Origin of the sequence: Runella salmonicolor (assembly GCF_024158025.1) — a bacterium.
GTDB lineage: Bacteria > Bacteroidota > Bacteroidia > Cytophagales > Spirosomataceae > Runella > Runella salmonicolor.
In genome coordinates, this window is record NZ_JAMZEL010000009.1 from 16859 (window position 1) to 43050 (window position 26192).

Below are 26192 nucleotides of genomic sequence, written 5' to 3' on the forward strand. Positions count from 1 at the left end.
ACACACCTGCGGATTCAACAAGGGAAAGATGTGACAGCATCTTTCCTCTTTTTTTTGTTTGGGGGAGTTAAGGGATTTTGGGTTTACATATTTGTTGGGTTTAACGACAAATGATTTACTTGCATCCTTTCGATTCGATAATAATCTGGGCATCAATCTCTTTGTAAGCCGCACCGATAGTCTGACAAATTACTTCGAGCTGGTCGTATAGAGAATCATCGCTGATGGTAGTGGTCAAAATACAGCCTGAAAGCGCATCTTCGTTGTAGCGGATTTCAACGCCAAACAACTTTTCCAATTCCTCAAATACCTCCGCTACTTTTACTTCGTCAAATTGCCTTTTTACGAAGGGGCTTTGTGAGACAATGGGTACGGGAACCTCTACCAAACTTCGGTTTAGTACTTCGTTAGTTCGGTTAAAAATAGCCTGCTGATTGGGCAGCAAGAGCAATCCTTTGGTTTCGGGGTCGGCAATGTCGACGCGATTTTGTTTAAATACCGATACCCTGCCCGTCTGTACTTTTACCGTTACTTGCTTGCCATTTTCGAGAGCTGATACCCTAAAGCTTGTTCCCAATACTTTGGTAGTCAATTCGTTGGCATAGACATAAAAGGGCTTGGCAGGGTTTTCGGCTACTTCAAAAAACGCTTCTCCGCTCAGTACCACTTCGCGGCGGTTGGTTTCAAAATGTACAGGAAAACTCAGACGGCTTCCCTTTTCCAAATGTACCATTGTGCCGTCTTCGAGGCGTATTTTTTTGGTGGTTGGGCCATCGTTTGCCACTTCCTGACGGGGGCTTTTTTCTTCAACAACGGCTATTAAATCTTGATAACTGACTTGGTGGTCGGGTTGCCTTGTGGTCCAAAGCCAAGCTACTCCTGCTAAAAACACCAAACTTGCCGCCCACTTGAAAGCTGAATGCCCGCTTCGGCGTACTGGCCCGGCCGTTGTTTGCCAAAAGCGACGTACCAATCCAGTTGGTGCTTCTATTTCATCTCCTTCGGAAATGATGTCTTCAATGTTGGCCCAAACTGCTTTTTGATTGAGGGTGGGGGTATTTTGTCCTTCGGCCTTTTTTACGGCCAAAATCAGTTGTTGGGCCTGTGCTATTTCGTCGGCTTTAGCAGGGTGTTTCTTTATAAATGCCTGCCAAAAAGAGTCTTCTTCTTGAAACAACACCCACCGCACAAACGAGTCGTTGTGCAAGAAATCATTACGTTGAAAATGGTCGTAATTCATGGTATCGAAAACTAAAAAGGTGGTTAATTAATAAGGTGGGATATTTGTAAAAGTAGCAGCAAAATTGGGTGTATGCCTTTGATAGTGAGGCGTAACACGCTATATGCCTTAAAAAGCAAATTGCTGACCGACTGCTTGCTGAGGCTCATGAGTTGGGTCATTTCGTCGAGGCTCATACCGTGATAAAAACGCAGATTGATGGCTTCCTGCTGGCGTTGGCTTAGCTGGGCAATGGCTTTGGCAACGGCCTGCGTTTGGGTAATATGGGTTTCTTGTTCAATAGATTGTTGTTCCGACGAAAACGCCACCAAAAAATCAAGAAAATCGTTGATATCTTCAGAGGTTTCGAGCAGGTCGTTTCGGGTATTTCGGATTACCTGATGGCGCAATGCCCGAAACAAGTAAAACTTTACACTTTCTACGTCGGCAAGGTGCTGTCGTCGTCGCCATAAATCCACAAAAACGTCCTGAATGGCGTCTTCGAGTTGTTGTTTGTCGTTGCAGTACCGATAGCCGTAGTTGGCCAGTACCTCAAAATAACGGTTATACAACTGCTCAAACGCCCGCACGTCGCCCTTCTTAAAAGCAATCCAAAGGGTTGTTTCGTCGGTGTTGTTTTGGGGGCTTCTCTTCATATTTTTGGCAAACACTTCGTTATCTGCTTGGCATATTACCATTTATTCTAAAACAAGTCACAAATCAGTTATAAGTACAGGTACAGGGGTTGTAAAAAAATACCCTTCATTCTGAAATATTTTTTTAGAAAAATGTAAAAAGCTCCAATAAGAGGCAATTTGCTATGGTGGGTGGTTGTAAGACACGGGTCAAAGCCTTAAAAAACAAATCCCCAACGGAAGCCCGCTGGGGATTGATGCTGTTCATTACCTATCTTTTTTTACAAAAACTTCAACTATTGATATGTCAACCAAGCTGTTGCCTCACAATTTTTGTCGGCCGTAAAACGTACCCACCGGGCTTGAAATGCATCTGGGAAAGTGTACTCAAAGGTTTCGCCTGGTTTTACGGTCACTTGTTTAAAATTCATCCAAGGGCCGTGGCCGATGGCTTCTGCTTGAATGCTGAACGTAACGGCCTGATTTGCGTTGTGCGAAAGTTTGAGGCTTTTTTTGTCATAAAACCCAATCAAATACGCATCTGAAGGAGTACCAGCGGTTACTTGACTATTTTTCCACGGGCCGCCTTGACCAGTGGGTTTTCCTAACTTCCAAAGGTCGTCGATGGTGCCCGCCCATACTTTGGCTTTTCCGTCGTTTGAGGCGATAATATGCTCATTGGCAGCCGTTTGGTTGTCGAGGCCTGTCATAACCAATAAGCCACGGTACGATGCATAATCGTGCACGCTGAGCGAGTGAGATGCTACGGGTCTGATTTTAGCAAAACCATCGGCATTTTCGGCGGGGAGTTCGTAGAATGTCCCGTGGGCGTTCAATAAATCGCGCTCGGTGGCTACTTCCCGGCAAATTCTGAGCGAGGCACTGTTGGTTTTGTTGGTAAATGCTTCATTGCCTTTGGGCAATCTCCATCTGCGGCCGCTGTCGTCAATGATAAGCACCGAGGCTTCATCCACCGATATTACGTCTTTAGGAATGGCAAACTTATCGCGGATAAACTGCGCCGTTTTTGGGTCTTCTTTTTTAACCAAATTCATGGCGCTGTCCAATTCGTAATAGCCGTTTTCGGTGAATTTTCCGTTGGAGAATTGCCCTGCCAAAAGCCCCATCGCGCGGCGATTGTCACCCAAGCCGTACATAAGTCCTCCCGAGTAATTTGAAGAACCGATGTTGGTTAATCCAGTAAACATTTTGTCGGCTGTTGGCTGAAACCGGGAGGCATCGCTGTAATTAAAATTGACGGTTGCGGTGGTGGCGCGGTTGCTCTTTACCCGAATCCATTCCCCTGTTTCATTGGCGTTAAAAGTCACGGCAACGCTCTGACCTGCTCCCGCTTCTACCGCACGCAACGACTTCCAGTTTCCTTTTCCATCTATGTCTGTTTCAAAACTAAAGCTAACGCTCTGATTACCTGCGTTATGAATCCAAGCCATGCGTTTGTTCCATCCCGCAAATAAGAAAGGTTCTGACACGGCATTGGCCTCAATTTTTTCGGCCAGCCAAACGGCTCCCTGCGCGGTGTTGGGGCCTAATTCGTCAGGGGTATTGAACGAAGTAAACCAAAGATTGGAGTTGGATTGTCCGGGGCCTTCGATGTTTCCTTTGGTTTTGCGTTTGTTCAAAAACTCTTTTTGGGCTGAGTCGTCGCAACCAAAAACCAGTTGGTTATTCCAACGAGCGTAGTCACCAATGACTTTTAAGTAAGCCGAGCGCGGACGAATGCCAGCGGTATTTTTGGACGTAAATGTTTGAGGGAAACGCCAAAACATTCCGTGCATGGTCATCAGATAATCGGGTTTGTCGGCAGTGCCGATGTCGCGGATGCGGGGCCATTCGGTGTTCCAGCCGTGGGCGCCGTCGTAGCTATGGCTGGTTTTGGGTAGACGGAAAAAAGACCATTTTCCACCATCACGCACGCCCAATAAAACTGATTTATGGTCCCAACCCGTAGCCCAAATCGGGTCGGTATCGGGGTTTTTGTTGCCATAAATTCCGCCCGGACCTGTTACTTCCACAAACTGATTACGGCGAACTACCTTCCAGTCTTTGCCGTTCCATTCGGCCAAAACTCCCGCTTCAATGTCAAATTGCTTCAGCGCCTGCGGGCCTGATTCGCCGTTGTTGGAATACACCATTACGCCCTGTCCAGAATAAACGCCTTTGCCGTGTGCACCGGGCAGAAGCATGCCACTGTGGTTGTTGGCTACGTCGTTTTCCTTCTTTTCTTTGACATTCCCATCTTGGTACAATAGTTTGGTTTTTAGGGTATTTACGTCCATTTCGTAAAATCCTTCTTCCATGGTAGCTATCAGGATTTTGCTTTGCGGGTCGGTCAGTCCACGCGCCAAACCCGTGTAGCGACCGGGTGCTTGCGTGTACGGAATGGTACGCACGTTGCGTTGGGCGTTGATGGCGTAGGGGCCGATAAACAATTGATTGCTTTCTTTGTGAATCATGCGGTTGGCGGGCGTTCCCCCCGTACTTTCGGGCCGAATGGTTCGCTGCAAGCTGGGCGTGATTTCGTAGAGTTTATCCGATGAACCAAAGGGTAAATGTGGCCCGTAGGTAATCACCCAAAGGCGGTCAGCCCAAGGCACTACTGCACCCGTTCCGCACTCACCTTCGTTATTGTAATAGGCGAGGTGGGGGTAAATCCCACTAAATTGGGGGTAGGAGGGCTTGGGTTGGGCGTGGGTGGGTGAGCAAATCAGCACTAGCCCCATTGCTATTCCTGCCCAAATAAAGGCGGTTTTATATGTCTTCATTGTGAACTTTGAATTCCTTATTTAGTTAAATGTTGGGTTTTAACTTACGAATATTGACGGTAAATAATGAGCCTAATATCCGTCGTTTTGCTTCATATTGGGATTGATTTGGATTTCTGAGGTGGGAATTGGCCACAAATATTGGCGGTCGTTCCAAGCCGTGGGCACTAGATTTTTGATGAGACCCGTTTTTGCCATTTCGCTAAAGTCGGGGATTCCGTCTTGGTCAATCGTAGGCGTACCAGGAAAAAACCACAGATTTTGATTCACTACTTTAGACCGTAAATCAACGGGGTCGAGCATTCCATAAATGGGTCGGTTGAGCACTTTGCCCGCAATGCCCCAACGTACAATGTCCATGTAGCGAAGCCCTTCAAAAGCCAATTCCATGCGGCGCTCCATGCGCAATTCGCGACGTAGCTCGGCTTGGTTGGTAGTGGTGATGGCGGGGTAAGCAGTGGTAGCCGAAAGCGCGGCTTTGTAAGCCCTTGCCCGCACTGAATTGATGGCGTCGAGTACCGATTTGTCAATTTGATTTTGTTCAATCTTAGCTTCGGCATACATCAACAATACATCGGCATAACGTACGATAATCTGCTCAGGCTCAATCAAACGACCATTGAGCAGCCACGAATCGTCGACGCCTTTTTTCCAAATCAACCCATTGAAAGACGCAAACTGCGCGTTGGCGCGGTTGTCGTTGTTGGTGACTTTGGTGTTGGTGCTGATACGCGTTACTTGCAGGGCGTTGGGGTGCGGGTCATAAATAAAGCCTAAATGCGGCTGTCCAAACTCCACGATGGTAGCGGTGCAACGCGGGTCGCGATTTTTGAAGGGGTTACGTGGGTCATAGAGTGGCGACTTATCAATGGTTTTTCCGTCGGTACAGAGATAGGAGCAAAACAAATCCCAAGTAGGATTGGCCGCCGCAAAGCCTCCCGAATTCCGACTGATGATGTCGGAGGTAGGGCCTGTGCTCACTTTCAACTCCAACGAACGCGGAATCGAGAAGATAATCTCTTTTGCGTTTTTGGTGCTTTGCAAAAACAGATTGCCGTAGTCGGAGTGCAGCGTGTACTGGTTTAAGTCCATGCAGGCTTTGGCGGCGTCACTGGCTACTTTGTAGTCTTTTTCGTAGAGGGCAAAGCGTGCTTTTAGGGCCATGGCAACGCCTTTGGTGGCGCGCTTCACGGCCGACGCGGCATAACTCGTCGGTAAGTTTGCAATGGCAAAATCGAAATCTTCGTAGATTTTTGTGATGACCGTTTTTTTGTCGGTACGGCCTTTGGTGTAAGCATCTTCGATACTGATAACATCGTCGCTATAAACTACATCGCCAAATTTATTGACCAGCTTGGCATACTGCGATGCGCGGTGGAAACGCGCCTCGGCCAAGTAAATGTCTAATTTGGCTTGGTTTACTTTGGCTTTCGTTTCCGCGCTATTTAGCGCCACAATGGCTCTGTTGGCACGCGCAATGGCCTTGTAAGAATTGCGCCAAAGGGTGGTCGAAAACGCCCATTGACTCGTCACCGTTCCTGATTTGATGGGCGTAAGGGTTTGGCGATAAAAGCCATCATCAGAAAGATAATTGATGCTCATTCCGTCTTCATCCCATTGCCAAAAATCAATGCGATAGAGGTCGTTGAGTGCCAACTGAATCTCGGTTTCGTTGGAATACCACTTTTCGGCCGACGGCTCGGCAAGTGGATAGAGGTCCAGTGAATTTTGGCAGGAAGCCAACAATAGTAAGCTTAGTGCTGTGCTGTATATCTTATTTTTCATTGTGAGTCAGAGAATTATATTAAAAACCAATCGTAAAACCTCCCAAAACCGTCGAAACAATACCCATTCCTTCGGGGTCCCAGCCTTTAGGATATTTGTTGAGTGAGAAAACATCGGTGGCATTGATGTAAAAACGGATGTTGTTTGACATGATTTTTCGAGAAATATTCTGGGGAATCGTGTAGCCAAACGTGATGTTTTTCAAACGAAAATACCCGCCGTTAAACAACCAAAAATCGGATAATGCGCGGTTCAGCCCTTTGTTGGTTTCGGTAAATCTTGGGTATTTGGCGGCCAAATTTTGCTCAGCGGTATTGTTCATACTCCAAGTGCTACCATCCATATAGACAGGAAATACACCCCAGTTTTCGGCATTGTAGTCGGTATAAGATAAGAGTGAAGTGTTCTGATAACCAATGCCTTGAAAAGTAACGCCTAAATCAAAACCGTTGTAATCCAACTTGAAGTTGCCGCCATACATCCATTGGGGCTGCGAGCTACCGAGCAGCACGCGGTCGTATTCGGGGGAGATTCTCCCGTCGGGTACGCCGTTAGGGCCGCTGATGTCGGTGTATTTCATGTCGCCCACTTTTACGTTGGTATTGAGTTTGGGGGAGTTGTTGACATCTTCTTGGGTTTGGTAAATCCCTTCCGAGCGGTATCCGTACCATTCGTCAAACTGACTGCCTTTTCTCTTGATTCGGTCGCCGATAAACTCCGTACCGCCCAAGTCGCCCATAACCGACTGAAATTGAGAGAGATTAAACGAGGCTGAATATCTCAACTTGCCGATATTGTCGGTCCAGCCCAAGTCAAGGTCGATGCCTTTGGTGGTCATCACACCCGTGTTTTGGTTGGGGTTTTCGAAGCCCACAAAAATCGGAATCTGCAATGCCAGCAGCATGTCTTTTGTTTCTTTGTAATACACATCGGCGGTGAGGCGCAGGCGATTTTTTAAGAAATAGGCGTCAAGTCCCAAATCCGTCGATGCCGTTTTTTCCCAAGAAATATCCTGAATGGCATACTGCACTTGGGCGGCGGTTTGCTGCGCTGTTACGAGATTGTTTTGATAAAATAAGGCATTACTAAAACTCATGATTCCGACCGACGGATAGTTGCCGATGCGCTCATTGCCAAGCGTTCCCCACGAAGCACGAAGTTTGAGGAAAGAAACCAGGTTCTGTCTTTTGAAAAAATCTTCTTCGCTGATTACCCAACCCGCCGAAATCGAAGGAAATGTACCCCAGCGGTAATTGGCGTTGAAGCGCGAGGAACCATCGCGACGCACGTTGGCCTGAATCAGATATTTGTCTTTATAGCTATACGTCAGACGCCCGAAATAAGAACGGTAGGCCGTTTCAAAAGCCGTTCCGAAATTGTCTCGGAAGGCGGCTGGGCCTTGGTTCAGATAAGGGTAGTTATCAAAAAGGTACTGGTCACGAGAAGCGCCCATTGACTCGCCTTTGAAGTAGTAATTTTCGTAGCCAGCCAATGCCGTAAAATCATGATTACCAACGGTTTTGAGGTAGTTGGCCAAAAGCTGCGTGGTGATGCTGTAATTGGTGGTACGGTTTTCATCCAAGCGCGTGGTAAGACCGCCACCTATCAACGAAACCACGTATTGGTTGGGGTCGTTGGCGGCATAAATATCTACCTTTTTGTTGAATCGTTTTTGGTTGTTAAAGTCAAATATCGGTGCGATGATTCCCGATAACTTCAAGCCCTCAATGGGTTTGAGGTCAAGCGCCAATCTCCCCCCAACTTGATTGTAAGTGTTGCGATCGGTGCCGCCGTATTTAACCTTGGCATACACGTTTTCGCCCGCTTTTCCGTCGGCAATGCGGCCATCGGCCCAGATTGCGGGATAAATAGGCGAAGAAATCCGAGTACGATACAACGGGTCACTGGCCGTAGGGTCTAAGGCATTGGTTCTTTTGAAGTTAAAATCGACCGTTCCGCCAATCAGTTTATTGATGGTAAAATCGTTGTTTGACCGAACAAAAATCCGATTATAATTTTTGTTGTCGTAAAAACCGCCTACTTTCTCATAACGTACTGAGGCATTGGACTTAACAAATTTAGACCCGCCAATGACACTGATACTGTGGGCTTCTCGTGGGGCTATCTTATTGAGGGTCAGAGCCATCCAATCCGTATCGGGGTATCTGTCGGGGTCAGAAAGGTGTTTTTGGTTATAATCCGTCAATAAATCTTGGCTAAAAGTAGGAAAGCGGTTGGCACCGTTGCCAGCATCGTTCCAGCGGAGTTCGTTGACAAGCTCCATATAACGCTGCGAACGCATATAATCGGGCAACTGCGTAGGCGTGTCAAATCCATTTTCGTAGCTGTACTGAATAGACGCTTGGTCGGTTTTGGCTCTTTTGGTCGTAATCAAAATCACCCCCGAAGCCGCACGTGAGCCATAGATAGAAGCCGACGCCGCATCTTTCAGCACCGATAGGTTTTCGATGTCGTTGGGGTTGACCTGATTTACATCGCTCACTGGCACACCATCCACGATGACCAATGGGTTTGAATCGCCGATTGTAGTAACTCCTCTTATTCTTATGGTTGCGCCTCCCATGGCGCCGTTGGCCCCGTTGCGGGTCACCGTCACGCCAGACATGGCCCCTTGTAGAGCTTGTGCCACTTGGGTTTCTTTGCGCTCTTTAAACATCTCACTGTTGATGGTCGAGACCGCTCCAGTCAGGTCTTTTTTTCGCTGAACGCCGTATCCCACGACCACCACTTCTTCGAGGGCTTTGGTGTCGAGTTTTAGAGACACATTGAGCGTTGTTTGGCTACCGATTTTTATTTCTTGAGAAAGGTAGCCCACAAATGAAAAAACCAGTACCTCATTGTTGTCCGACAGCGCCAGTTTGTACTTTCCGACGGCGTCGGTGGTTGTACCGCGTTGGGTGCCTTTGATGAGCACGCTGACGCCCGGCAATCCCTGCCCGTTTTCGTCGGTTACAGTTCCCGTCACGATTGATTCGGTCAGTTGATATTCCAACGATTTGGTGGGCAGGTCATTTTCCCAAAGCCCCGTTGTGGAGGCGTTGTCTTTTCGTAAGACAATGCGATTGCTGACCTGTATGTGTTTGATTTTTAGGGGTTTTAGAAGACGGGTTAGTACGCTCGACAATGGTTCGTTGGAGGCGTTGATAGTTACGGGGCGGTCGAGTTGTAAGGCTCTTGAGTTGAAGGAAAATTTCACCTGTGCCTCCTTTTCGAGTTGGAGTAGTACTTTTTCCAAAGCTATATCCGAAACATTCACACTTACCTTTCGGTCAAGCATACTTTGACCCTTTACTGGGGTGGCCATTGCAATGCTCGAAAACACGATGGCCAAGGTGAGTTGTAGGAGTGACGTTTGCACAATTCGATATAGTAATCGTTTGTTGGTCAATGTTTTTTTCATACTTTTGACTTGTTTTAAGTTAATACTTTTTACGGAGGTATTGGCAAAATCCTCCCCGTGCCCTTAGCAGAGGGCATGTCAACGGAACACGTTAGGGGAAGCATCGGGCGTCGAAAATGTAGCAGCATTTCGACGCTTTTTTGTGGGTAAGCAGGGGTATTGTTAGGTCATAGGCAGCAAATGTCGGGGTTAGTTACATCCTTCTGATAAAATAGTGATTCGGTTGCCGTTCATTTCATAACGGGTCGTGTTGCCCAAACTCTCGCAAATAATCTTGAGTTTTTCGGGCAGGGGTTGGTCGCTGAGGGAAGTCGTAAGATAGCAGTCTTTCAATTTCTCCTGCGGGTAGTCAATCTCCACCAAATACGCCTGTTCAATGGTTTTCAGGATTTGGGCAACGGGTACGTCCGAAAATTCAAAACTCAGTTGTTCGATGGCAGTAACTGATTGTGCATCAGGTTTTTCGCGGGTTAAATCCGTTATTTTCTCGAAAATAAGTGTTTTCCGGGCAAATCGAACTCCCTGATTGGGCAACAACTGCACCGTTTCGTTATTCAACTGCGAGATGGCTTGGTTGGAGCTTACGTTTACTTTTCCCGTCCGTACTACTATTTCCACGTTGGGTTGGTCGGTGTAAGCTTTCACGCGAAAACTCGTCCCGATAACCTTGGTGACAATCTCGTTGGCAAAAACGAAAAAGGGTTTCTTCGGATTTTTGCTAATTTCAAAAAAGCCTTCGCCCGACAAATACACTTTGCGTTCGTCGCCTTCAAAGCTTTTTGGATAGCTGAGCTTGCTTTTGGGCTGAAGCAGTACCGAGCTGCCGTCAGAAAGGGTAATCAACTGTGGTTTATGGGTGTTGTTGGCCTGTTCAATCAGTCCTTGGCTATCTTGGTTGATAAGTTCGGTATAAGTAAGTGTATTCTGCGTCAATGTTTGGCGCTTAAACAACCATCCCAACGCAAGTCCCAGCACCAAAACCGCCGCGATACTGCGCCACCCAGCACGACGCCAAAGCGGAATCGAAGGCACGGTAGTTTCCTTTTCAATGGATTTTATTTTGTCACGGGATGCCTGTAACGCAGCGGCAACTTCGGACGAAGAAAGAGTTGGCTCAGGCACTCGGGTGGCCAATACCCACAACCGAGCTTCGGCCACAAGTTTGGCCCGTTGGGGGTTTTCTACCGTCCATTCTTCCCAATGTTCACGTTCTTTTCCTTCCCGAACCCATTTTTGGAACGATTCATCGGCCAAAAAATCTTCAATCTTTTTATAATGGTTGCGCTGCTGCATCTGAAATAGTGTTTCAAATGCAGAGAGGACAGGCTTTGGGGCCGATACTCACTAACGTGGTACTTTTTTTTGAAAAATTTAAAGTATTCTCGAAAAGAGCATAAAAAGGAGGGTTAAATCACCCTTCCATTCTTTGCGGAGGTGTTGGATGCAGCGGTGCAGAAGATTGGAAACCGACTGGTGATTGATGTCGAGCATCTCACCGATTTGCTCAATCGTTAGTCCTTGATGATAACGCAGATAGAGCGCTTCTTTTTGCCGAGGAGGCAAGGCGTTTATCAGGCGGTTGAGTTGCGAAACCTGGGCTGAGGTTTCTTCGTCGGCAATGAGTTGGTCTTCGATGGAAAAATCCAACGAAAATTGCACAGCATCCAAGGGCGCGGTTTGTCTAAAAATAGTATCACGCTCGTGCAAACGCGCTATACGCTTCCTGACGCTTGAGAGGAGGTAGGCTTTGACTACTACGTTGTCGCTCAGAGTGTTGCGATAAAGCCAAAGGTTTACAAACACATCCTGAACGCAATCCTGCACCCGTTCGGGGTAAGAACTCAACGAATTTCCGTAGTTGATCAGCGAACGATAGTACCGCTCAAACAGGGCAGAGAAAGCCAATTCATCGCCTGCTTTGAGGCGCTGCCAGAGGGTTTCGTCAGTGAGTGAGGAGTTTACCACTTCAAATACGGGTTGAATTTTATTCAAAATTCAACAAAAGTAGGAATAAATAAAACTTTATGAAGATTCGGCACTTAAATTCAAGATATAAATGCGCTTCAAAAATAGGCGTATTTTCTGGGATGGCTTACAAGTCAGGGCATTGGGTATCGTTTTGCCGTTGAATAATATTTTACAAAAAAAGTAGAAAACAGCACCGCTTCTAAAGGCATTGATATTTATATTGGAGTTAGAATTTATTAATGCAGCGTTCGTTTTTTTACCCTAAACTTTACTTGTTCATGAAAAAAACACTCATTTTAACCTATTTCATTACATTTTCAATACTTTTTACGGCCTTAGGGCAGTCTACCAGTATCTTGCCGGGCATCATTTTGCCGCAAATGACCACCGCCCAGCGCACGGCTCTTGTATCTCCACAAAACGGCATGTTGGTCTACGATACCAACACCCAAAGTTACTGGTATAGGCAAGGGGGAACATGGGTAAGCCTCGCGGTAGGAGGGGGTGTAAGCAATTATTGGCAGTTGGCAGGCGCAGGTGGCAATGAAATCCAGAATGTGAATACGGGTGGGTTTTGGTCGGCCAATCCTACGGGGCTGACCAGCTCAAGTACTAACACTACCCATCCCCCCACTGCGCCAGTGAGCGGCGCGGGCACACGGTTGATGTGGATTCCTGCCCGCTCGGCTTTTCGGGTAGGGACAGTAGAATCAGAGGGAAGTAATTTTTGGGATGCCGCGAATATAGGGTTGTTTTCATTCGCCTCTGGGTACAATACGTCTGCTACTGGAAGCTTTTCTACGGCTCTTGGGGCAACTAACACTGCCAGCGGTTTTGGCTCTACGGCCATGGGTGTTTTAAGTACCGCCAATAGCAATTATGCAACGGCGATGGGGAATTTTACCGTAGCTAGTGGTAATTCGGCTACCGCCATGGGAAATAATGCCATTGCTAGCGGTAATTCATCGACCGCCATGGGAATTTCTACTACCGCTAGTGGTAGCTTTTCTACTGCCATAGGAAATACTACTACCGCTAGCGCCAGTAGTGCCATTGCCATAGGAACCAGTGTTGTTGCCAGTGGGGCTGGTTCTACTGCCATGGGTAGTAGGGTAAACACTAACGGAAAAAACGGGGCTTTTGCCATCGGTGATGCCGACCCATATCAGCAAGGTGCAACCATTGTAGGATCTCCCAATCAATTTGTAGCTCGCTTTGCCAATGGCTATTGGCTGATGACCTGCGGTGACACAGGCAACGGTAACCCTTCCAATAATGTACGCACGGGCATCGTAGCCGGGCCGGGAGCCAATGCCTGGTCGGCCATCTCGGATTCTGCCAAAAAAGAAAAACTTTTGCCCATAGATGGTGAGGGTCTACTGCACAAAATCGCCAAATTCAAACTCACAACATGGAACTACAAAGGCCAAGACCCCAAAGCCTTCCGTCATTATGGCCCGATGGCGCAGGATTTTTACGCGGCTTTCGGCCATGATGGCTTCGGTACTATTGGTTGTGATACACTTATCAACCAAGCCGATTTTGACGGTATCAACTTTACGGCTATTCAGGCATTGGTTAAAAGAACCAACGAGTTGAGGCTAAAGAGCGATGAGCTAACGGTGATGAATGGTGATTTGAGAAGTACCAATGACGAATTGAGAATGAAAAATGAAGCTTTGGAGGAGCGATTGGCCAAGATGGAACAGGAATGGGCCGCATTGAGGCAAATGTTGGAGAATAAAACCACGGCAAACACTATTATAGTGGAAAGATAGCTCAATACAGTCATAAATAATTGATTTGGAGGTACTTTTGTTTTTGTTCTGTAGCGAAGCTCACATTGTCCATTATCTCCTATTCTCATGAAAAAACTATTCATTTTTGCTTGCCTCATTACCCTTACCTCCCTCTTGACCGCCTTGGGGCAGTCCACCACCATCTTGCCGGGCATTCTTTTGCCGCAAATGACCACCGCCCAGCGCACGGCCCTTGTCTCGCCACAAAACGGCATGTTGGTCTACGATACCAACACCCAAAGTTACTGGTATAGGCAAGGAGGAACATGGGTAAGCCTCTCGGTAGGAGGGGGTGTAAGCAATTATTGGCAATTGGCGGGCGCAGGTGGCAATGAAATCCAGAATGTGAATACGGGTGGGTTTTGGTCGGCCAATCCTGTAGGGATGACGAATGTTTCCGATAATACCACCAATCCCCCCACTGCCCCCGTGAGCGGAGCGGGCACGCGGTTGATGTGGATTCCCTCCCGCTCGGCTTTTCGGGCAGGGACAGTGGCGTTAGATAGGAGTAGTGATTGGGATGCCGCGAATATAGGGCTGTTTTCATTCGCAACAGGGTACAACACCCGCGCTGGCGGAAGCTATTCTACAGCTATGGGTCATTTTACCATTGCCAGTGGCAATTACGCCACGGCTCTGGGAGCAGGTACCACCGCTAGTGGCAGTTACGCCGCGGCCATAGGAATAGGTGCCCGGGCCACTGGTAATTATTCTGTAGCTTTGGGATTTAGTACACTCGCCAGTGGTCCAAGTTCTACGGCAATGGGAGATATTACTACCGCCAGTGGTATTACATCAACCGCAATAGGAACCAGTGCCGTCGCCAGTGGCCATTATTCTACAGCCATGGGGTATAAGGTAAACACCAATGGAAAAAATGGCTCTTTTGTCATTGGCGATTACGACCCCTACCTTCAAGGAGAGACGATTGTAGGATCTCCCAATCAATTTGTAGCTCGCTTTGCCAATGGCTATTGGCTGATGACCTGCGGTGACACAGGCAACGGTAACCCTTCCAATAATGTACGTACGGGCATTGTTGCAGGGCCTGGGGCCAATGCGTGGTCGGCTATCTCGGATTCTGCCAAAAAAGAAAAACTTTTGCCCATAGATGGCGAAGGGCTACTGCATAAAATTGCAAAATTCAGACTTGCCACTTGGAACTATAAAGGTCAAGACCCCAAAGCTTTCCGTCACTATGGCCCCATGGCGCAGGATTTTTACGCGGCTTTCGGCAAAGATGGCTTCGGTACTATTGGTTGTGATACACTCATTAACCAAGCCGATTTCGATGGCATCAACTTTGCGGCCATTCAGTCATTGGTCAAAAGAACCAATGAGTTGAGAAGTACCAATGACGAATTGCGCATGAAAAATGAAGCCTTGGAAAACCGATTGGCCAAAATGGAAAAAGAGTGGGAAGAATTGAGGCAGATGCTGGCGAGTAAGACTATAGAAAACAATATTACAACCGAAACCAAACATTAAAATATCACTCCCCCTATGCCCCTTGAAAGGGCGATTGTATCAATATTTAGGGGTTTAATAAATAATAACACGTTTATTTTTCGGCGCGAATCCAACGACCGCCCTTTGTCGCTAATGTGAGTTGCTTGATGTTGACCGTTTCACCCGTGATGGCGTCCGTAATCCGTTTGTATTTCAGATTTTTAAAGTCAAGTGCGACGGTTTTGGCGGCAGCATCATTCAATAAAAAATAATGATCTGCTTCGGGAGCAGCCAAGCGATATACCAAAGCGTTAGGACAGGAATAAGGTGATGAATAGGCACTAAGGGTATATTGCAAAATGGGTAAAGAAGACTTTTCAGCATTTTCAAACGCATTGAGTGATGCCTGAAAACCCAGCAGTATGGCCTTGCCTTTGCCGAGGGTATGTTCCAACACGGCGGGTTTGCCGTTGTTGTATTTTTCAACAACGCGGGCCGCAGTAGCTGTTGAGTTGATGGTAAAGCCCTGCACTTCTTTACCTGCGATAGTGAGTTGCCGATTGGTGCCCGAAAATTGAAAATCATCAATAGTCGCCCCAAAAAGCTGCTCAAAATCCGAGCCTTTACCCGTCGGAAGATTGACTGTATTTTCATCGTACCAGCCCGAGGGCAAGTCCATGACCAGTCGTCCGCCATCCTGCACGTATTTTTTCAATAGGGGCAACAATTCTTTTCGCATCGTGAGCATGGCCGGTAAATAAAGCACTTTGTAACGCCCAGCTAAACCTTTGGATAAATCGTTGGGGGTGACGTATTCAAAAGGTATGTTGTTGGTCATGAGCATATTGCTGATGCCGATTCGCGCTTTGACGGGCTGGAATCGAAAATCATCCCGTCCGGGTATGCTCATGGCACCCCAAGTAGCCTCATTTTCCCAATCGTACATAATTCCGACGAGGGGTTCTTTGTGGGCTTTCCATAGTTCAAAACGGTATTTTTGCATGGCTTTTCCCAATTGTCCGATGGCAATGGCGCGGTCGGTAATCTGTCCGTTTCGGTCTAGCAGACTGTATTCGCCGCCTTCTTTTCCGGCGCTTCGGGCATTCCAGCACCAAATACCGAATCCCTTGAAGCCCGCGGCCAACTGACTGAGGTAGAGCTGCATCAATTCATCGGGGCCGACGTAGTAAGAATTGTTGTGTCCCGGATTTTTTTCACCATCCATCTGCATCGGCCCGCCAGTACTTTCCCAGCCGCCCGTCCAGCCGCCTTTATTGAAGTCATTCATCATCGACGCCTGCTGGTAGAGCGACTTGGTGATTTCGCCTTTGACCAGATTATAATGCCACGAAAAGTGCATGGAAGGGTAAAAAGAACCGTATTGCGTCAGCACGTCGGCGATGCCTTCCATATCTACTCCGTACCACGCAAAAGGGTGAAAAACAGCCAATTCACCGCCGCCACGATAAGGCGCATTGGCATCAAAACGATTGAACTGTGTGGCAGATTCGCGGATACGACCCAAATTGTGTTCCACCTTGAATCGGTAAATGTCTTTGACGTGATTGTACTCGCGGCTCGTGAGTGTACGCCAATTTTTCGCTACATCCTCCCAGTCACTGAATACCCGCTGTTCGTTCAGGAAAAGCCCCGCGTGGTATTGATTCCAAGCTTGGTTCAAATTTTCTACGGTATGGTAACGCTTTTTGAGCCATTCCAAAAACAAGGCTTCCCCTTTGGTACTGAGTTCCACCCCACGTCCGCCGATTTCGGGGTCGTAGGCCACGCTCGTGACCCGCATGAATTTTTTATCTGGACTGTCTTGGATGTATTTTTCTATGTTTCGGATTCGTTTTTGGGCAACTTCTTTTTGGTAATTTACCATTTTTGGATGCTCCAATATTTCGCTCATTGACAGGGTTTTAGCAATACCGAGTTGTTCCAAAAGGGCAGGGGTTATTTCTTCGTAGCCACCTTCGCCGTACCACCACGGCATGATGCCTTCTTCCAAGGCTATCAATGAAATTTGCTCAATGGTCCAGGTTGGTAAGGGCATGATTTGTTTCAGAGCGTTGAAGCCCAGCTTTTTCATGTTTTGGAAATGCACCCGCATTTCTTTCTCACCTTCGTTGGGGTGCTGCACATACACGACTCCTGCTGGCATGGGCGCCAACTTCCTGAATTTTTGCTGCATGGGTGAGTCATGCAAAGCATCGTAGCGTTGGTGCAGGTACGGGTCGCTTTGGGCGTGAATTTGTGTAGAGGTGCTGAAAATCAGAAGTATAACGGAGAGGCGGTATGAGAATTTCATGATTATAAGGCTTAGGGTTGAGCTTTGACGGCGTAAAATGTGCCTCCTTTGGGCGGTGCATCGGGGCGCAAAAAAACATTTGGTTTACCAAATTCTGTTGTCACCTGATAAACTGTATTGGGTTGGGCGGCGCCCATTTTTCGGTTGTAGCCAGACACGCCCTTGGAAATGACCGTATTGTTGAATAGCAGATTTTCGGGGCCAGGCGGGCGGTGTTTGTCGGGAGCACCGATGCCGATGGCGTCCCAACTATGCCAAACGGGCGTGGCGATGCGGCATTGTTCTACCAGGTTATGACCGTAGTCTTGGTCGTGAAAGTTGACATCTACTTCAAAATCACAGCGATAGACCACGTTATAAGACGCGCCCGGACTCATGATAGCGAAATGGCGAATCCGTCGGACTGTTTCGTTGTAAAACAGGCAGTATCTGGAACCCCAACACCCGTAATATCCCCCATGAAAAGAGTCTTTTTTGACGTAGGCGCGGTCCATGAAGTTATTGCGACAGGTGATATGTTCACAATTGCCCAAACCCAGCGGATGTGTGCCGGCCCAAAGAAAGTTACAATTGTCCACCCACGAATTGCGGCTATTTCTAAAAATAACCAAGTGTACAAATAGCGTAGTATCGCGGGTTTCGTGTTCGTGAAAGACCCGACGGTCCCAAGCGGCATTGAAATCGGATTTGTCGTAAGGTTCAAAATCGACGGCGGCGTACCGAAAAGTAAGGTCTTCCAATCCCACCCGTTCGGCATTGTTTATTTCAAACGCTACGAGGTGTTTTTGGTCGGGGGCGTATTTGAAAAATATCTTTTTCATCACCACTTTCAACACCGTTTGGTCTTTACTTTCGCCACGCAGTATTACATTTGACTGCAACGTTACGGGTTTTGAAATAATGTACTCTCCATTTTTGAGTAAAATGACTCCGCCGCCCAGTGCCGCAACCTCATCAATCGCCTCCTGTAAATTATCCTTAGGTGTAATCGTTTTTTGGATTTTTAGGGTATTTCTCAACGGAATGCCACCTTGTACGCCCGCTTTGGCCCATTCTTTCATGTCGGGAAAGCGCGGGTCAAAGCGGGATTCATCAAAAACTTGTCCCGCATCGCCGACTTGGTGTTGGGCAAAAACTGGTACCGAAACTCCAATAAAGAATAACAAATACTTTATTGGTCTTATACCTATAAAATTCATGGCTGTTAATAGAATCACTGTTTAGCATAGGTCGCCGTAAACACAATTAATCGCCCGCCCCAAGAGGCGTTTAGGGTTTGGTTGGCGGGTGTAATAGGTACTATCGGCACGTTGATATTCCCCTGGGTATTGAAAGTAATGGTCATTTGTCGGTCGGTTAGGGAGGTAATCGTCGGTGAATAATTGGTATACGTCGCAGCGGTATAGACGGGTGCACCGGCGGCGTTGGGGGCAACGGTTCCGTGAAAAACAAAATCGTAGTTCCAACGACTGATTTGGCCGCGCGTGTAGGTCGGGCGACCGATACGAAGCAACGTAGCTTCTTGGCCTTCATCATTGACTTTCGCCAACGAAAAATTTCCCTGTTGACGAATGCCCCGATTGGCCAGCCAAAACGTATCAGCAGTAGCCGTGCGAGCGGCTAAATAGAGCGTGTCGGTAAAGGGCATAATGGGGTTGGCACGCCCAGCCACCAACAGCGGAGCGGTGGTTGGCGTGACGGTCACCAACGTGTCGCGGGAGCGGGGAACAAGCCCCACCTGGTACTTCATCGTGAGCGACACTGGCACCCAAACGCCCTTGATTTGGTCACGCAAGGCACTATCATTTGACACCGTAGGAAAAGGGGGATTTTCGCACGCCCAGAATGACGAAACGAGCATTAGGGCGCAACAAACAGCCAAAATTGGATGAGATATTTTCATATTTTTCATTCTTTTTTTAATCATTTTGGACTAAAAGCGGATTGCGGTCAATCATGGTTTGCGGTACCAAAAACACCAGCAAACGGCTATTCCAAGGTACATCGTTGCAGTTGCCCAAGGCACAATCTACACCGCTTGGCGATGCAGGGCGGTCGCCGGGGTTGAGTGGTTGTTTCAGTCTTTTGACATTGTGAATCCGTGTTCCCTCGCTGAAAGTTTCGTGGATAAATTCCGTTCTGATTTCTTCCAATAGATTGGCGGGTGTCGTGGTCAATGCTGGTAAACCTGCCCGGGTACGAACCGCATTTAAGTCAGTCAATGCCAAGGCCGTGTTGCCTTTGCGTTGGTTCATTTCGGCGCGCATTAATAAAAATTCGGCAGAGCGGAAGAGTACAATGTTGGAATTTACTCCCTGCACAGGCCCTAAATTGGTCGTCCCCAATGAACCCCATTTTCTCGAAAACCAAAGTCGATTGGGGCTGTTCCAAGCCGTTGCAGCCGTAGTTGCTTGCGTGGTGTCAAGGAGAGTTCTGTAACGTAAATCGCGCTGACGGTCAAAATCAGCCAAGGTCTTAAAGCGTTGGCTCATACGTAGGTTAGGTCCCGAAGTAAGGTTGTTGACATTGGCCAATTGAGCTGCAGTATAAACACTTTGAAGGGTATAATGCGTACGCAAAGGTGCGCCGTTGGTGGTACGGGAGTTTCGTCCCACAACGTTGACCAATTCAAAAATCACCTCATCACGATTAGCAGAATTAGTGCTTGGCATAATACCAGTACGCTGGAAAAGTTGTGCCAACATTTGATTGCCGGGTACCAACGGAAAACGGTTGGCATTGCCCTGTCCGAGCAAACGATTACACACCGCCAAACAGCTGTCCACATTGTCCTGCTGCCAATAAACCCGCGCCATGAGAGCGAGTGCGGCGTATTTGTTGGCGCGCGGCTGCATATCGGGCAGGTGTTGGGCGGGATTATAATTTTCAGGCAGGAGTCGTTCGGCAATGCGCAAATCGTTCAAAACACTGTCATATGCGGCTTTTACGCTCAAACGAGGATAGGCCAAATCGCCAAACTCCGATACCGATTTATAATTTCCGACGGGACCAGGATGCGAATTGTCGGGGGTATGGCCCCACGGATAACCGATGAGGCGCGTTTGTTCAAAAATGCACAACGCACGTACAAAACGGGCATCGCCTTCGATGCGTCCTTTTTGCAGGTTGATGTCCTTGCGGGGGTCGGCTTCCCCGGGTGTTTGTACCTGATTGCTTTGCAGGATTTCAAGTACGTTGTTGGCGTTGTTTAATCCAAAGGTTGACCATTGTAAAAATTCTGCCTGATACCCGTAATCTTCCTCGCGGTGCGTCCAAGTGTACACTCTTGACGAGCGACTCGGGCTATTGCGGTAGTTTACATTATTCACGGCCACTAAATCACCAAATGTTTCGCCAATGACCAGTGCATTGCCTCCAAAGGCCACTTCCCGGGCGATGCCCGAATAAGCTCCCGTCATCAAAATATCCAATTCCTGCACCGTACGCACATTTTGCGCTTGGATGAGGGTTTTGGAAGAAACTTCGTCTAAGTATTTATCGCAGGAAACACTGCCGAGTGCCACGGCAATTACTCCCAGAATGCTATATGTTTTTTTCATGAGTGCTTGGTTGTCAAATAATTAAAACCCAAAGTTGATGCCGACTAAGAGGGTGCGCACCTGTGGCAAATCATTGTTGGTGACTCCCGGAGAAAGCGTTGCCGTGGAGCCGTCGGCACCGCCGTTGCGAAATACTTCGGGATCCCAACCCGTAAATTTGGTAAAGGTGAGCAGGTTTTGTCCGGTCAATGAAATTCGTGCTGTGCGGAGACGCAATTTTTTGGCCACCGACGCAGGAAGCGTATACCCGAGCTGCACGTTTTTGAGACGAATAAATGAGCCGTCGTGCAAGAATCGAGAAGATTCAAAGCCCCGTGCGTTGGAATTCCACTGCATTCGGAAAGCCCCCTCGGTTTTGTTGAGTTCATCGCGCAGACTGCCGATGCCCGGGCTTTCGGCCCTTAACACCTGACCAGTGGTTGGGTAGCTTTGAGTACGTTGGGCTTGGTCATAAATCCAGTTACCGTATTGGTAGTAAAACAGAAAGTTAAAATCAATTTTACGGAATTGAAAACTGTTGGTCAAACCACCGAAAAGCACTGGGTACGGCGTGCGATTTTCGAGAATAAATTGATTGTTGCCGGCATTATTGGCAATGGTTCCATCCCACAAAGCCCCCGTTTTCACGGTTTGCCCCGTATTGTTGAAAACGACCCGGTCGCGCTCGTAAAAGAGTTCATTACCTGTATTAGGGTCAAAACCAGCAAATTGCGCCATGTAATAGTTGCCCAAAGGATAGCCTGGTGTGGCAATACTCGGCCCAGCAATGACTTGGAAGGGAAAATTAAGGAAAGGGGCGGTGTAGGTACTCAACACCGTATTTTTGTTGTGGCTGATGTTAAAATCGGTCGTCCATCGGAAATCCTTTTTCGTGATGTTGCGGGTGGTGAGACTGAATTCTACCCCACGGTTGCGAACGGAGCCGAGGTTGATGGTCATGGAGTTGTTGATGGTGCCAAACAACGGCCCCAGTGCGTAATCCAGCAGCAAGCCTTCGGAGTCTTTGTTGTAGAAATCAAGCGTACCGCTGATGCGTTTGTTCCACAGGGTAAATTCAATGCCCGCATCAAATTGCTTGGTAGACTCCCACGTCAGGGCGGAGTTGCCGGGATTGGTAAATTGACCTCCCTGAATCCCGCCGTAAATGGCGGCATTGTACCCCACAAACGTAAAGTTTTTTTGCCACGAGAAATTTCCGATTTCGGCGTTTCCGGTGCGGCCATAGCTGGCGCGGAGTTTCAGGAAGTTGACAAATGAACTGTTGCTTAGGAAGCTCTCATCACTGATGACCCAGCCCACCGACATCCCCGGAAAGGTAGCCCAGCGGTTTTCGGGACCAAAGCGCGACGAGCCGTCGGAGCGCAGACTGACTTCAAACAGGTATTTGTCTTTGTAAGCGTAGTTGATTCTTCCAAAATAAGAGACAAATCGAAACGATATTTCGTCGTTGAAAAGAATGGTTCGGGTAGTGTCCAAGCCCGTTTTGGCCCCGGGTGGTACGCGCTCCGTGATGTAGGTTTCGTTGTCAGAAATGCGGTTTTGGAGGCTATTCCCTGCCAACACACCGATACGGTGGTTTTTCCCTAATTCACGTGTGTAATTGATGGTGTTGTTCCAGTTAGAATTACGGTTCAGCACGTCGCGGTTTTCAGCGCGACCTTCTCCCGTCCGCTCTGCCCCCTGAATTCCCCTGGGATACAAAGTGGGATTAAGCAATATATCATTTCTGGTTTTTTGGTAATCGGTGCCAAATTCTGAACGGATGGTTAAGCCTTTGATGGGTTCAATTTGGGCAAAAAAGGTGTTGATATTTCGGAAAGTGTTGGACTTATTGGAATAGTTGTTGCGGTAAAAGACGGGGTTGGTACCGATGCTCAGCGTATTGTTGGTGCCGTTGGCGATGCCGTTGAAAAAAGACCCGTCGGGCAATTGAATCGGGTAGGCAGGCAAGGCCGATGTGAGGCCATATTGATACGAGTTTCCCAGCGGAACCATCTCATTGTCAATGCTATTGACCGAAACATTAGCGCCCAGTTTGAGGATTTTGATGGGGCTGTATTCTACATTTACGCGTCCGCTCAAACGGCGTAAACCCTGTCCAATAATAATCCCGTCTTCTTTACGGTACGAGCCGCTTCCGTAGATTGTCAGGTTTTTTGCACCACCGCCTGCACTCAGCGTAGCTTGCTGAAAACCACCCTGTCGTAGCACTTGGTCGAGCCAATTGGTACGGGTGTTGTAGAGGGTAGTGGAGTCAATCAATTGATTATCAAAAGAGGCTGGCAAAGAACCCCGCAAAATACCCGTTGGCACTAAGTTGGTCAAATTGGAAGAAGCTGGGGCCAGTCCAGCCTGCACGTTGTTGCGGGCGGCTCGTTTCAAAATATTAAAATGGTCGGCGCCGTTGTCGATGAAATCAACGCGATTGGTGGCTGTGTTGACCCCCTGTTGGTAGCTAAAATCAATGGTAGGTTTACCTTTTGCCCCTTTTTTGGTGGTGATTAAAATAACCCCGTTGGCCGCCCGTGAACCAAACAATATGGAGGCTGAAGCATCTTTTAGGACTTCCATCGACTCAATATCGTCGGGATTGATTTCGGCCAATGGATTCATGGCTACGCCGCCCGTACCGAAGGCGGAACTGTTAACGGGCTGACCGTCAATGACAATCAAGGGCTGCGAATTGGAATTGATAGAAGCCACCCCGCGCACGTTGATACGCACAGCCCCGCCGGGCGTACCGCCCGCCTGTGTGATTTGAACCCCCGCCGCACGCCCCTGAAGGGCTACATCAGGACTGGCGGCGGTATTGGCGCGAATATCGGCCGCTTTCAACGACGCAATGGAGCCTGTAACATCGCGCTTGCGCTGCTCGCCAAAGGCCACTACCTGTACTTCATTGAGTGAGCGTTCATCGGGAAGCAGCGTAATGTTGATTTGACTCCGATTGCCGACCATAATTTGCTGGGATAAATATCCTACATAGCTGATGATTAAGGCCGTGTTTTTGTCTGGAACGTCAATTTTAAAGTTACCATTAGCATCGGTTGTGGTGCCTCGGGACGTGCCTTTTATCAAAATGCTCACGCCTGCCATCGTCACACCTTTTTCGTCCTTAATTGTGCCGCTGATGGGTAACTCAATGGGTTGAATGACCGCCGCTGGCTGTTCTTCTTCGTTTGGGAGTAAGCTTTGTTCGTTTTTTCTCTTTTTGAGCAAAATACGGTTTTCAATCACTTCATATTCAATTGCAATCGGCTTCAGAATCTCATCCAGAACCGTCGAAAGTTTACGTTTGCTGACATTCAGCGTCAGGCGTTGGCTGGATTTTATCTTGGTGCTGTACACAAATTTCACCTCCGCTTGCTTCTCTATTTGGCTCAAAATGTCTCTGAGTTCGAGGCGCTCGCCAATGACCGATATAGGTCGGTTGAGTACTTCCTGCGCTTGGGTATCGTAGGCCCATGCCATGCTGGCGAACACAACATATAGGAGCATTTGTGAAAATGTAATTTTCATAACCTTCCATAAGATTTTTGGAATCGGTACGTTTTTTTTCATAGATTTACTTGTTTTTTAATGGTAAATAATTGAAAAACAGGCCCTCCCACAGATTGGCGTTTGTAGAGGGCTTCACTTTTGAGTCAAAAATGTTCGTAGCATTTTTGACTCTTTTTTTTACTAACATCCGTCACCGTAGATAAATACCACGGTGCCTCGTTTTTCGTAGGTGGCATCGATGGATTTACAGATGAGTTCCAGTTGGGTAAATAGTGAAAGACCGTTTAAGTCGGCGGTGATGTGACAGTCCTTGGCGTTAGGATTGGCAATCATGAACTCTAGGCCATATAATTTTGAAAGAGCATCCAAAACCTGTTGAAGGGAGGCTTCCCGAAAGTCGAGCTGGGGCGGGGCCCTCTCAATGCTAACAATAGGCACAGGGTCATCAACGATACTCGGAACGATGTTTTTGGACGCCACATCAAACACTACCCGTTGGTTGGTTGTAAGAATGACCCCATTGCGCTCGGCGGGGCGGTTGGGCTTTTCGGCATAGACCGACACTTTTCCCGTTGTGACCGACACTTCAATCGTTTTGGCTTTGTCGTAGTGTTTGATGCGGAAACTTGTTCCGAGCACTTCCGTGGTCAATTCTCCCGTGTGGACCACAAAGGGCTTGGTCACGTTTCGTTTTACCTTAAAGAAAGCCTCGCCGATGAGATGTACTTCTCGTTTGGCTTTGTTATAATTTTTGTCGTAGATGATGCTGCTGTTTTGTTTCAGCATGACCACCGTACCGTCTTCCAGTCGTACTTTCTGCTCTAACATAGTTGTGTTTTTTATTTCAATCCCAACCTGTTCGGGATCTTTGAGTACGGTTGTTTCGTTGTTTTGCGGAACTTTATCGCTAGAAAACCACACAAACCCTACCACTAAGCAGGCCGCTACTCCTGCCAACCACGCCATTTTAATCATCAATCCGTTGGACGCAGGCCGAATCTGGGTGTGTATGTTTTGCCAGATTCGTTTTTCGATTTCTTTTTTTTGGGATTGTAAGGGAGGAAGGGGGTGATGCTTGGGTTGAGTGTTGTACCAGTCCGTCAAAAGTTGGTCTTCTTTTGGGGTGGTTCGGCCTTCCAAATATCTTTTCGACAAGTCGTTGAATTCTTGCTGTGTCATGTCTGGGTGTGTTAATGGCATTTAATTATCGGATTGGAAGGGTTTGAGGTTCTCTTTCAAAAACTTCAATGATTTGGTAATGTGATACTCAACGGCCTTCTCGCTGAGGTTGAGGCCGAGCGCAATTTCACGAACGGATTGATTTTCGAAGCGGCTGCGTTTAAAAACTTCGGCGCTTTTTTCGGGCAAACGGCTCAGGACGTTTTCGACCGCCGCCGATAATTCGCTGAAATTGACGATTTCATCGGTGGCGTAGTGTTGATGGATTTCCTGAAAAATGAGGTATTCTTGGTATTTTCGGTAACTAATCTGCGACTTGATGTAGTCGTAGACCTGATTTTTGATGGCAATGGTTAGGTAGAGATCTAGGTGCCGTATCACTACTTCGGTCCGACGGTTCCAGATGGTCAAAAATACCTCCTGCACCAGTTCTTCGGCTTCTTCTCTCACACCCGTTTGGTGGTAGGCAATCCCAAAAAGTTTGTACCAATAGCGGCGGTAGATTTCTTCAAAGGCCGAAATCTTACCTTCCCGCAGAAACCCAACCAACCGTTCATCGTCTAGTTGCTTTACATTCATACG

The 26192-nt window shown here is 47.8% G+C and carries 16 protein-coding genes; 2 read left to right on the plus strand and 14 right to left on the minus strand.

Annotated features, from left to right (window positions below):
* Positions 1–115: 115 nt before the first annotated feature.
* The 7 genes from NCI00_RS19460 to NCI00_RS19490 form a co-directional block, all read right to left on the minus strand.
* Entirely contained in the window at positions 116–1240 is a 1125-nt protein-coding gene (locus NCI00_RS19460) for a FecR family protein (protein WP_253530340.1), read from the minus strand.
* Positions 1241–1263: 23 nt separating this feature from the next.
* On the minus strand, positions 1264–1875 hold the full coding sequence (locus NCI00_RS19465) for an RNA polymerase sigma factor (protein WP_253530342.1): 612 nt from the start codon (positions 1873–1875) through the stop codon (positions 1264–1266).
* Positions 1876–2150: 275 nt separating this feature from the next.
* Complete coding sequence (locus NCI00_RS19470; protein WP_253530344.1) at positions 2151–4637, minus strand: hypothetical protein; 2487 nt, start codon at positions 4635–4637, stop codon at positions 2151–2153.
* Between the two features lie 72 nt (positions 4638–4709).
* Positions 4710–6422 (minus strand): RagB/SusD family nutrient uptake outer membrane protein, encoded by a 1713-nt coding sequence (locus NCI00_RS19475; protein WP_253530347.1) that lies wholly within the window; start codon positions 6420–6422, stop codon positions 4710–4712.
* 19 nt (positions 6423–6441) lie between these two features.
* Positions 6442–9843: a SusC/RagA family TonB-linked outer membrane protein gene (locus NCI00_RS19480; protein WP_253530350.1), complete on the minus strand. Its 3402-nt coding sequence runs from the start codon at positions 9841–9843 to the stop codon at positions 6442–6444.
* A 189-nt stretch (positions 9844–10032) separates the two neighbouring features.
* On the minus strand, positions 10033–11136 hold the full coding sequence (locus NCI00_RS19485) for a FecR family protein (protein WP_253530354.1): 1104 nt from the start codon (positions 11134–11136) through the stop codon (positions 10033–10035).
* A 78-nt stretch (positions 11137–11214) separates the two neighbouring features.
* Positions 11215–11835, minus strand: a complete 621-nt coding sequence (locus tag NCI00_RS19490) for an RNA polymerase sigma factor (protein ID WP_253530357.1) — start codon at positions 11833–11835, stop codon at positions 11215–11217.
* Positions 11836–12089: 254 nt separating this feature from the next.
* Here NCI00_RS19490 and NCI00_RS19495 point away from each other — a divergent pair, with 254 nt between their 5' ends.
* Both NCI00_RS19495 and NCI00_RS19500 read left to right on the plus strand, forming a co-directional pair.
* Positions 12090–13589 carry a phage tail-like protein gene (locus NCI00_RS19495; RefSeq protein WP_253530360.1) on the plus strand — a complete coding sequence of 500 codons (1500 nt, stop codon included), beginning with the start codon at positions 12090–12092 and terminating at the stop codon, positions 13587–13589.
* 87 nt (positions 13590–13676) lie between these two features.
* Complete coding sequence (locus tag NCI00_RS19500) at positions 13677–15098, plus strand: phage tail-like protein (protein WP_253530362.1); 1422 nt, start codon at positions 13677–13679, stop codon at positions 15096–15098.
* A 73-nt stretch (positions 15099–15171) separates the two neighbouring features.
* Here NCI00_RS19500 and NCI00_RS19505 read toward each other — a convergent pair whose 3' ends face one another.
* The 7 genes from NCI00_RS19505 to NCI00_RS19535 form a co-directional block, all read right to left on the minus strand.
* Positions 15172–17370, minus strand: a complete 2199-nt coding sequence (locus NCI00_RS19505) for a beta-galactosidase trimerization domain-containing protein (RefSeq protein WP_253530366.1) — start codon at positions 17368–17370, stop codon at positions 15172–15174.
* Positions 17371–17381: 11 nt separating this feature from the next.
* The gene (locus tag NCI00_RS19510) at positions 17382–18569 is read right to left on the minus strand and encodes a right-handed parallel beta-helix repeat-containing protein (RefSeq protein ID WP_253530369.1); all 1188 of its coding nucleotides are present in this window, start codon (positions 18567–18569) and stop codon (positions 17382–17384) included.
* A 14-nt stretch (positions 18570–18583) separates the two neighbouring features.
* Entirely contained in the window at positions 18584–19273 is a 690-nt protein-coding gene (locus tag NCI00_RS19515; protein WP_253530371.1) for a hypothetical protein, read from the minus strand.
* Positions 19274–19289: 16 nt separating this feature from the next.
* Positions 19290–20930, minus strand: a complete 1641-nt coding sequence (locus NCI00_RS19520; protein ID WP_253530373.1) for a RagB/SusD family nutrient uptake outer membrane protein — start codon at positions 20928–20930, stop codon at positions 19290–19292.
* A 21-nt stretch (positions 20931–20951) separates the two neighbouring features.
* Positions 20952–24449, minus strand: a complete 3498-nt coding sequence (locus NCI00_RS19525) for a SusC/RagA family TonB-linked outer membrane protein (RefSeq protein WP_253530375.1) — start codon at positions 24447–24449, stop codon at positions 20952–20954.
* Between the two features lie 162 nt (positions 24450–24611).
* Positions 24612–25610: a FecR family protein gene (locus tag NCI00_RS19530; RefSeq protein ID WP_253530377.1), complete on the minus strand. Its 999-nt coding sequence runs from the start codon at positions 25608–25610 to the stop codon at positions 24612–24614.
* Between the two features lie 21 nt (positions 25611–25631).
* A complete protein-coding gene (locus tag NCI00_RS19535; RefSeq protein ID WP_253530378.1) occupies positions 25632–26189 on the minus strand; it encodes an RNA polymerase sigma factor in 558 nt (185 codons plus the stop codon).
* Positions 26190–26192 lie beyond the last annotated feature (3 nt).

Coding starts and splice junctions, on each gene's coding strand:
- NCI00_RS19530 (WP_253530377.1), bottom strand. CDS start 25,610: ATGACACAGCAAGAATTCAACGACTTGTCGAAAAGATATTTGGAAGGC.
- NCI00_RS19535 (WP_253530378.1), bottom strand. CDS start 26,189: ATGAATGTAAAGCAACTAGACGATGAACGGTTGGTTGGGTTTCTGCGG.
- NCI00_RS19520 (WP_253530373.1), bottom strand. CDS start 20,930: ATGAAAAAAACATATAGCATTCTGGGAGTAATTGCCGTGGCACTCGGC.
- NCI00_RS19495 (WP_253530360.1), top strand. CDS start 12,090: ATGAAAAAAACACTCATTTTAACCTATTTCATTACATTTTCAATACTT.
- NCI00_RS19460 (WP_253530340.1), bottom strand. CDS start 1,240: ATGAATTACGACCATTTTCAACGTAATGATTTCTTGCACAACGACTCG.
- NCI00_RS19510 (WP_253530369.1), bottom strand. CDS start 18,569: ATGAATTTTATAGGTATAAGACCAATAAAGTATTTGTTATTCTTTATT.
- NCI00_RS19480 (WP_253530350.1), bottom strand. CDS start 9,843: ATGAAAAAAACATTGACCAACAAACGATTACTATATCGAATTGTGCAA.
- NCI00_RS19515 (WP_253530371.1), bottom strand. CDS start 19,273: ATGAAAATATCTCATCCAATTTTGGCTGTTTGTTGCGCCCTAATGCTC.
- NCI00_RS19525 (WP_253530375.1), bottom strand. CDS start 24,449: ATGAAAATTACATTTTCACAAATGCTCCTATATGTTGTGTTCGCCAGC.
- NCI00_RS19505 (WP_253530366.1), bottom strand. CDS start 17,370: ATGAAATTCTCATACCGCCTCTCCGTTATACTTCTGATTTTCAGCACC.
- NCI00_RS19465 (WP_253530342.1), bottom strand. CDS start 1,875: ATGAAGAGAAGCCCCCAAAACAACACCGACGAAACAACCCTTTGGATT.
- NCI00_RS19470 (WP_253530344.1), bottom strand. CDS start 4,637: ATGAAGACATATAAAACCGCCTTTATTTGGGCAGGAATAGCAATGGGG.
- NCI00_RS19485 (WP_253530354.1), bottom strand. CDS start 11,136: ATGCAGCAGCGCAACCATTATAAAAAGATTGAAGATTTTTTGGCCGAT.
- NCI00_RS19475 (WP_253530347.1), bottom strand. CDS start 6,422: ATGAAAAATAAGATATACAGCACAGCACTAAGCTTACTATTGTTGGCT.
- NCI00_RS19500 (WP_253530362.1), top strand. CDS start 13,677: ATGAAAAAACTATTCATTTTTGCTTGCCTCATTACCCTTACCTCCCTC.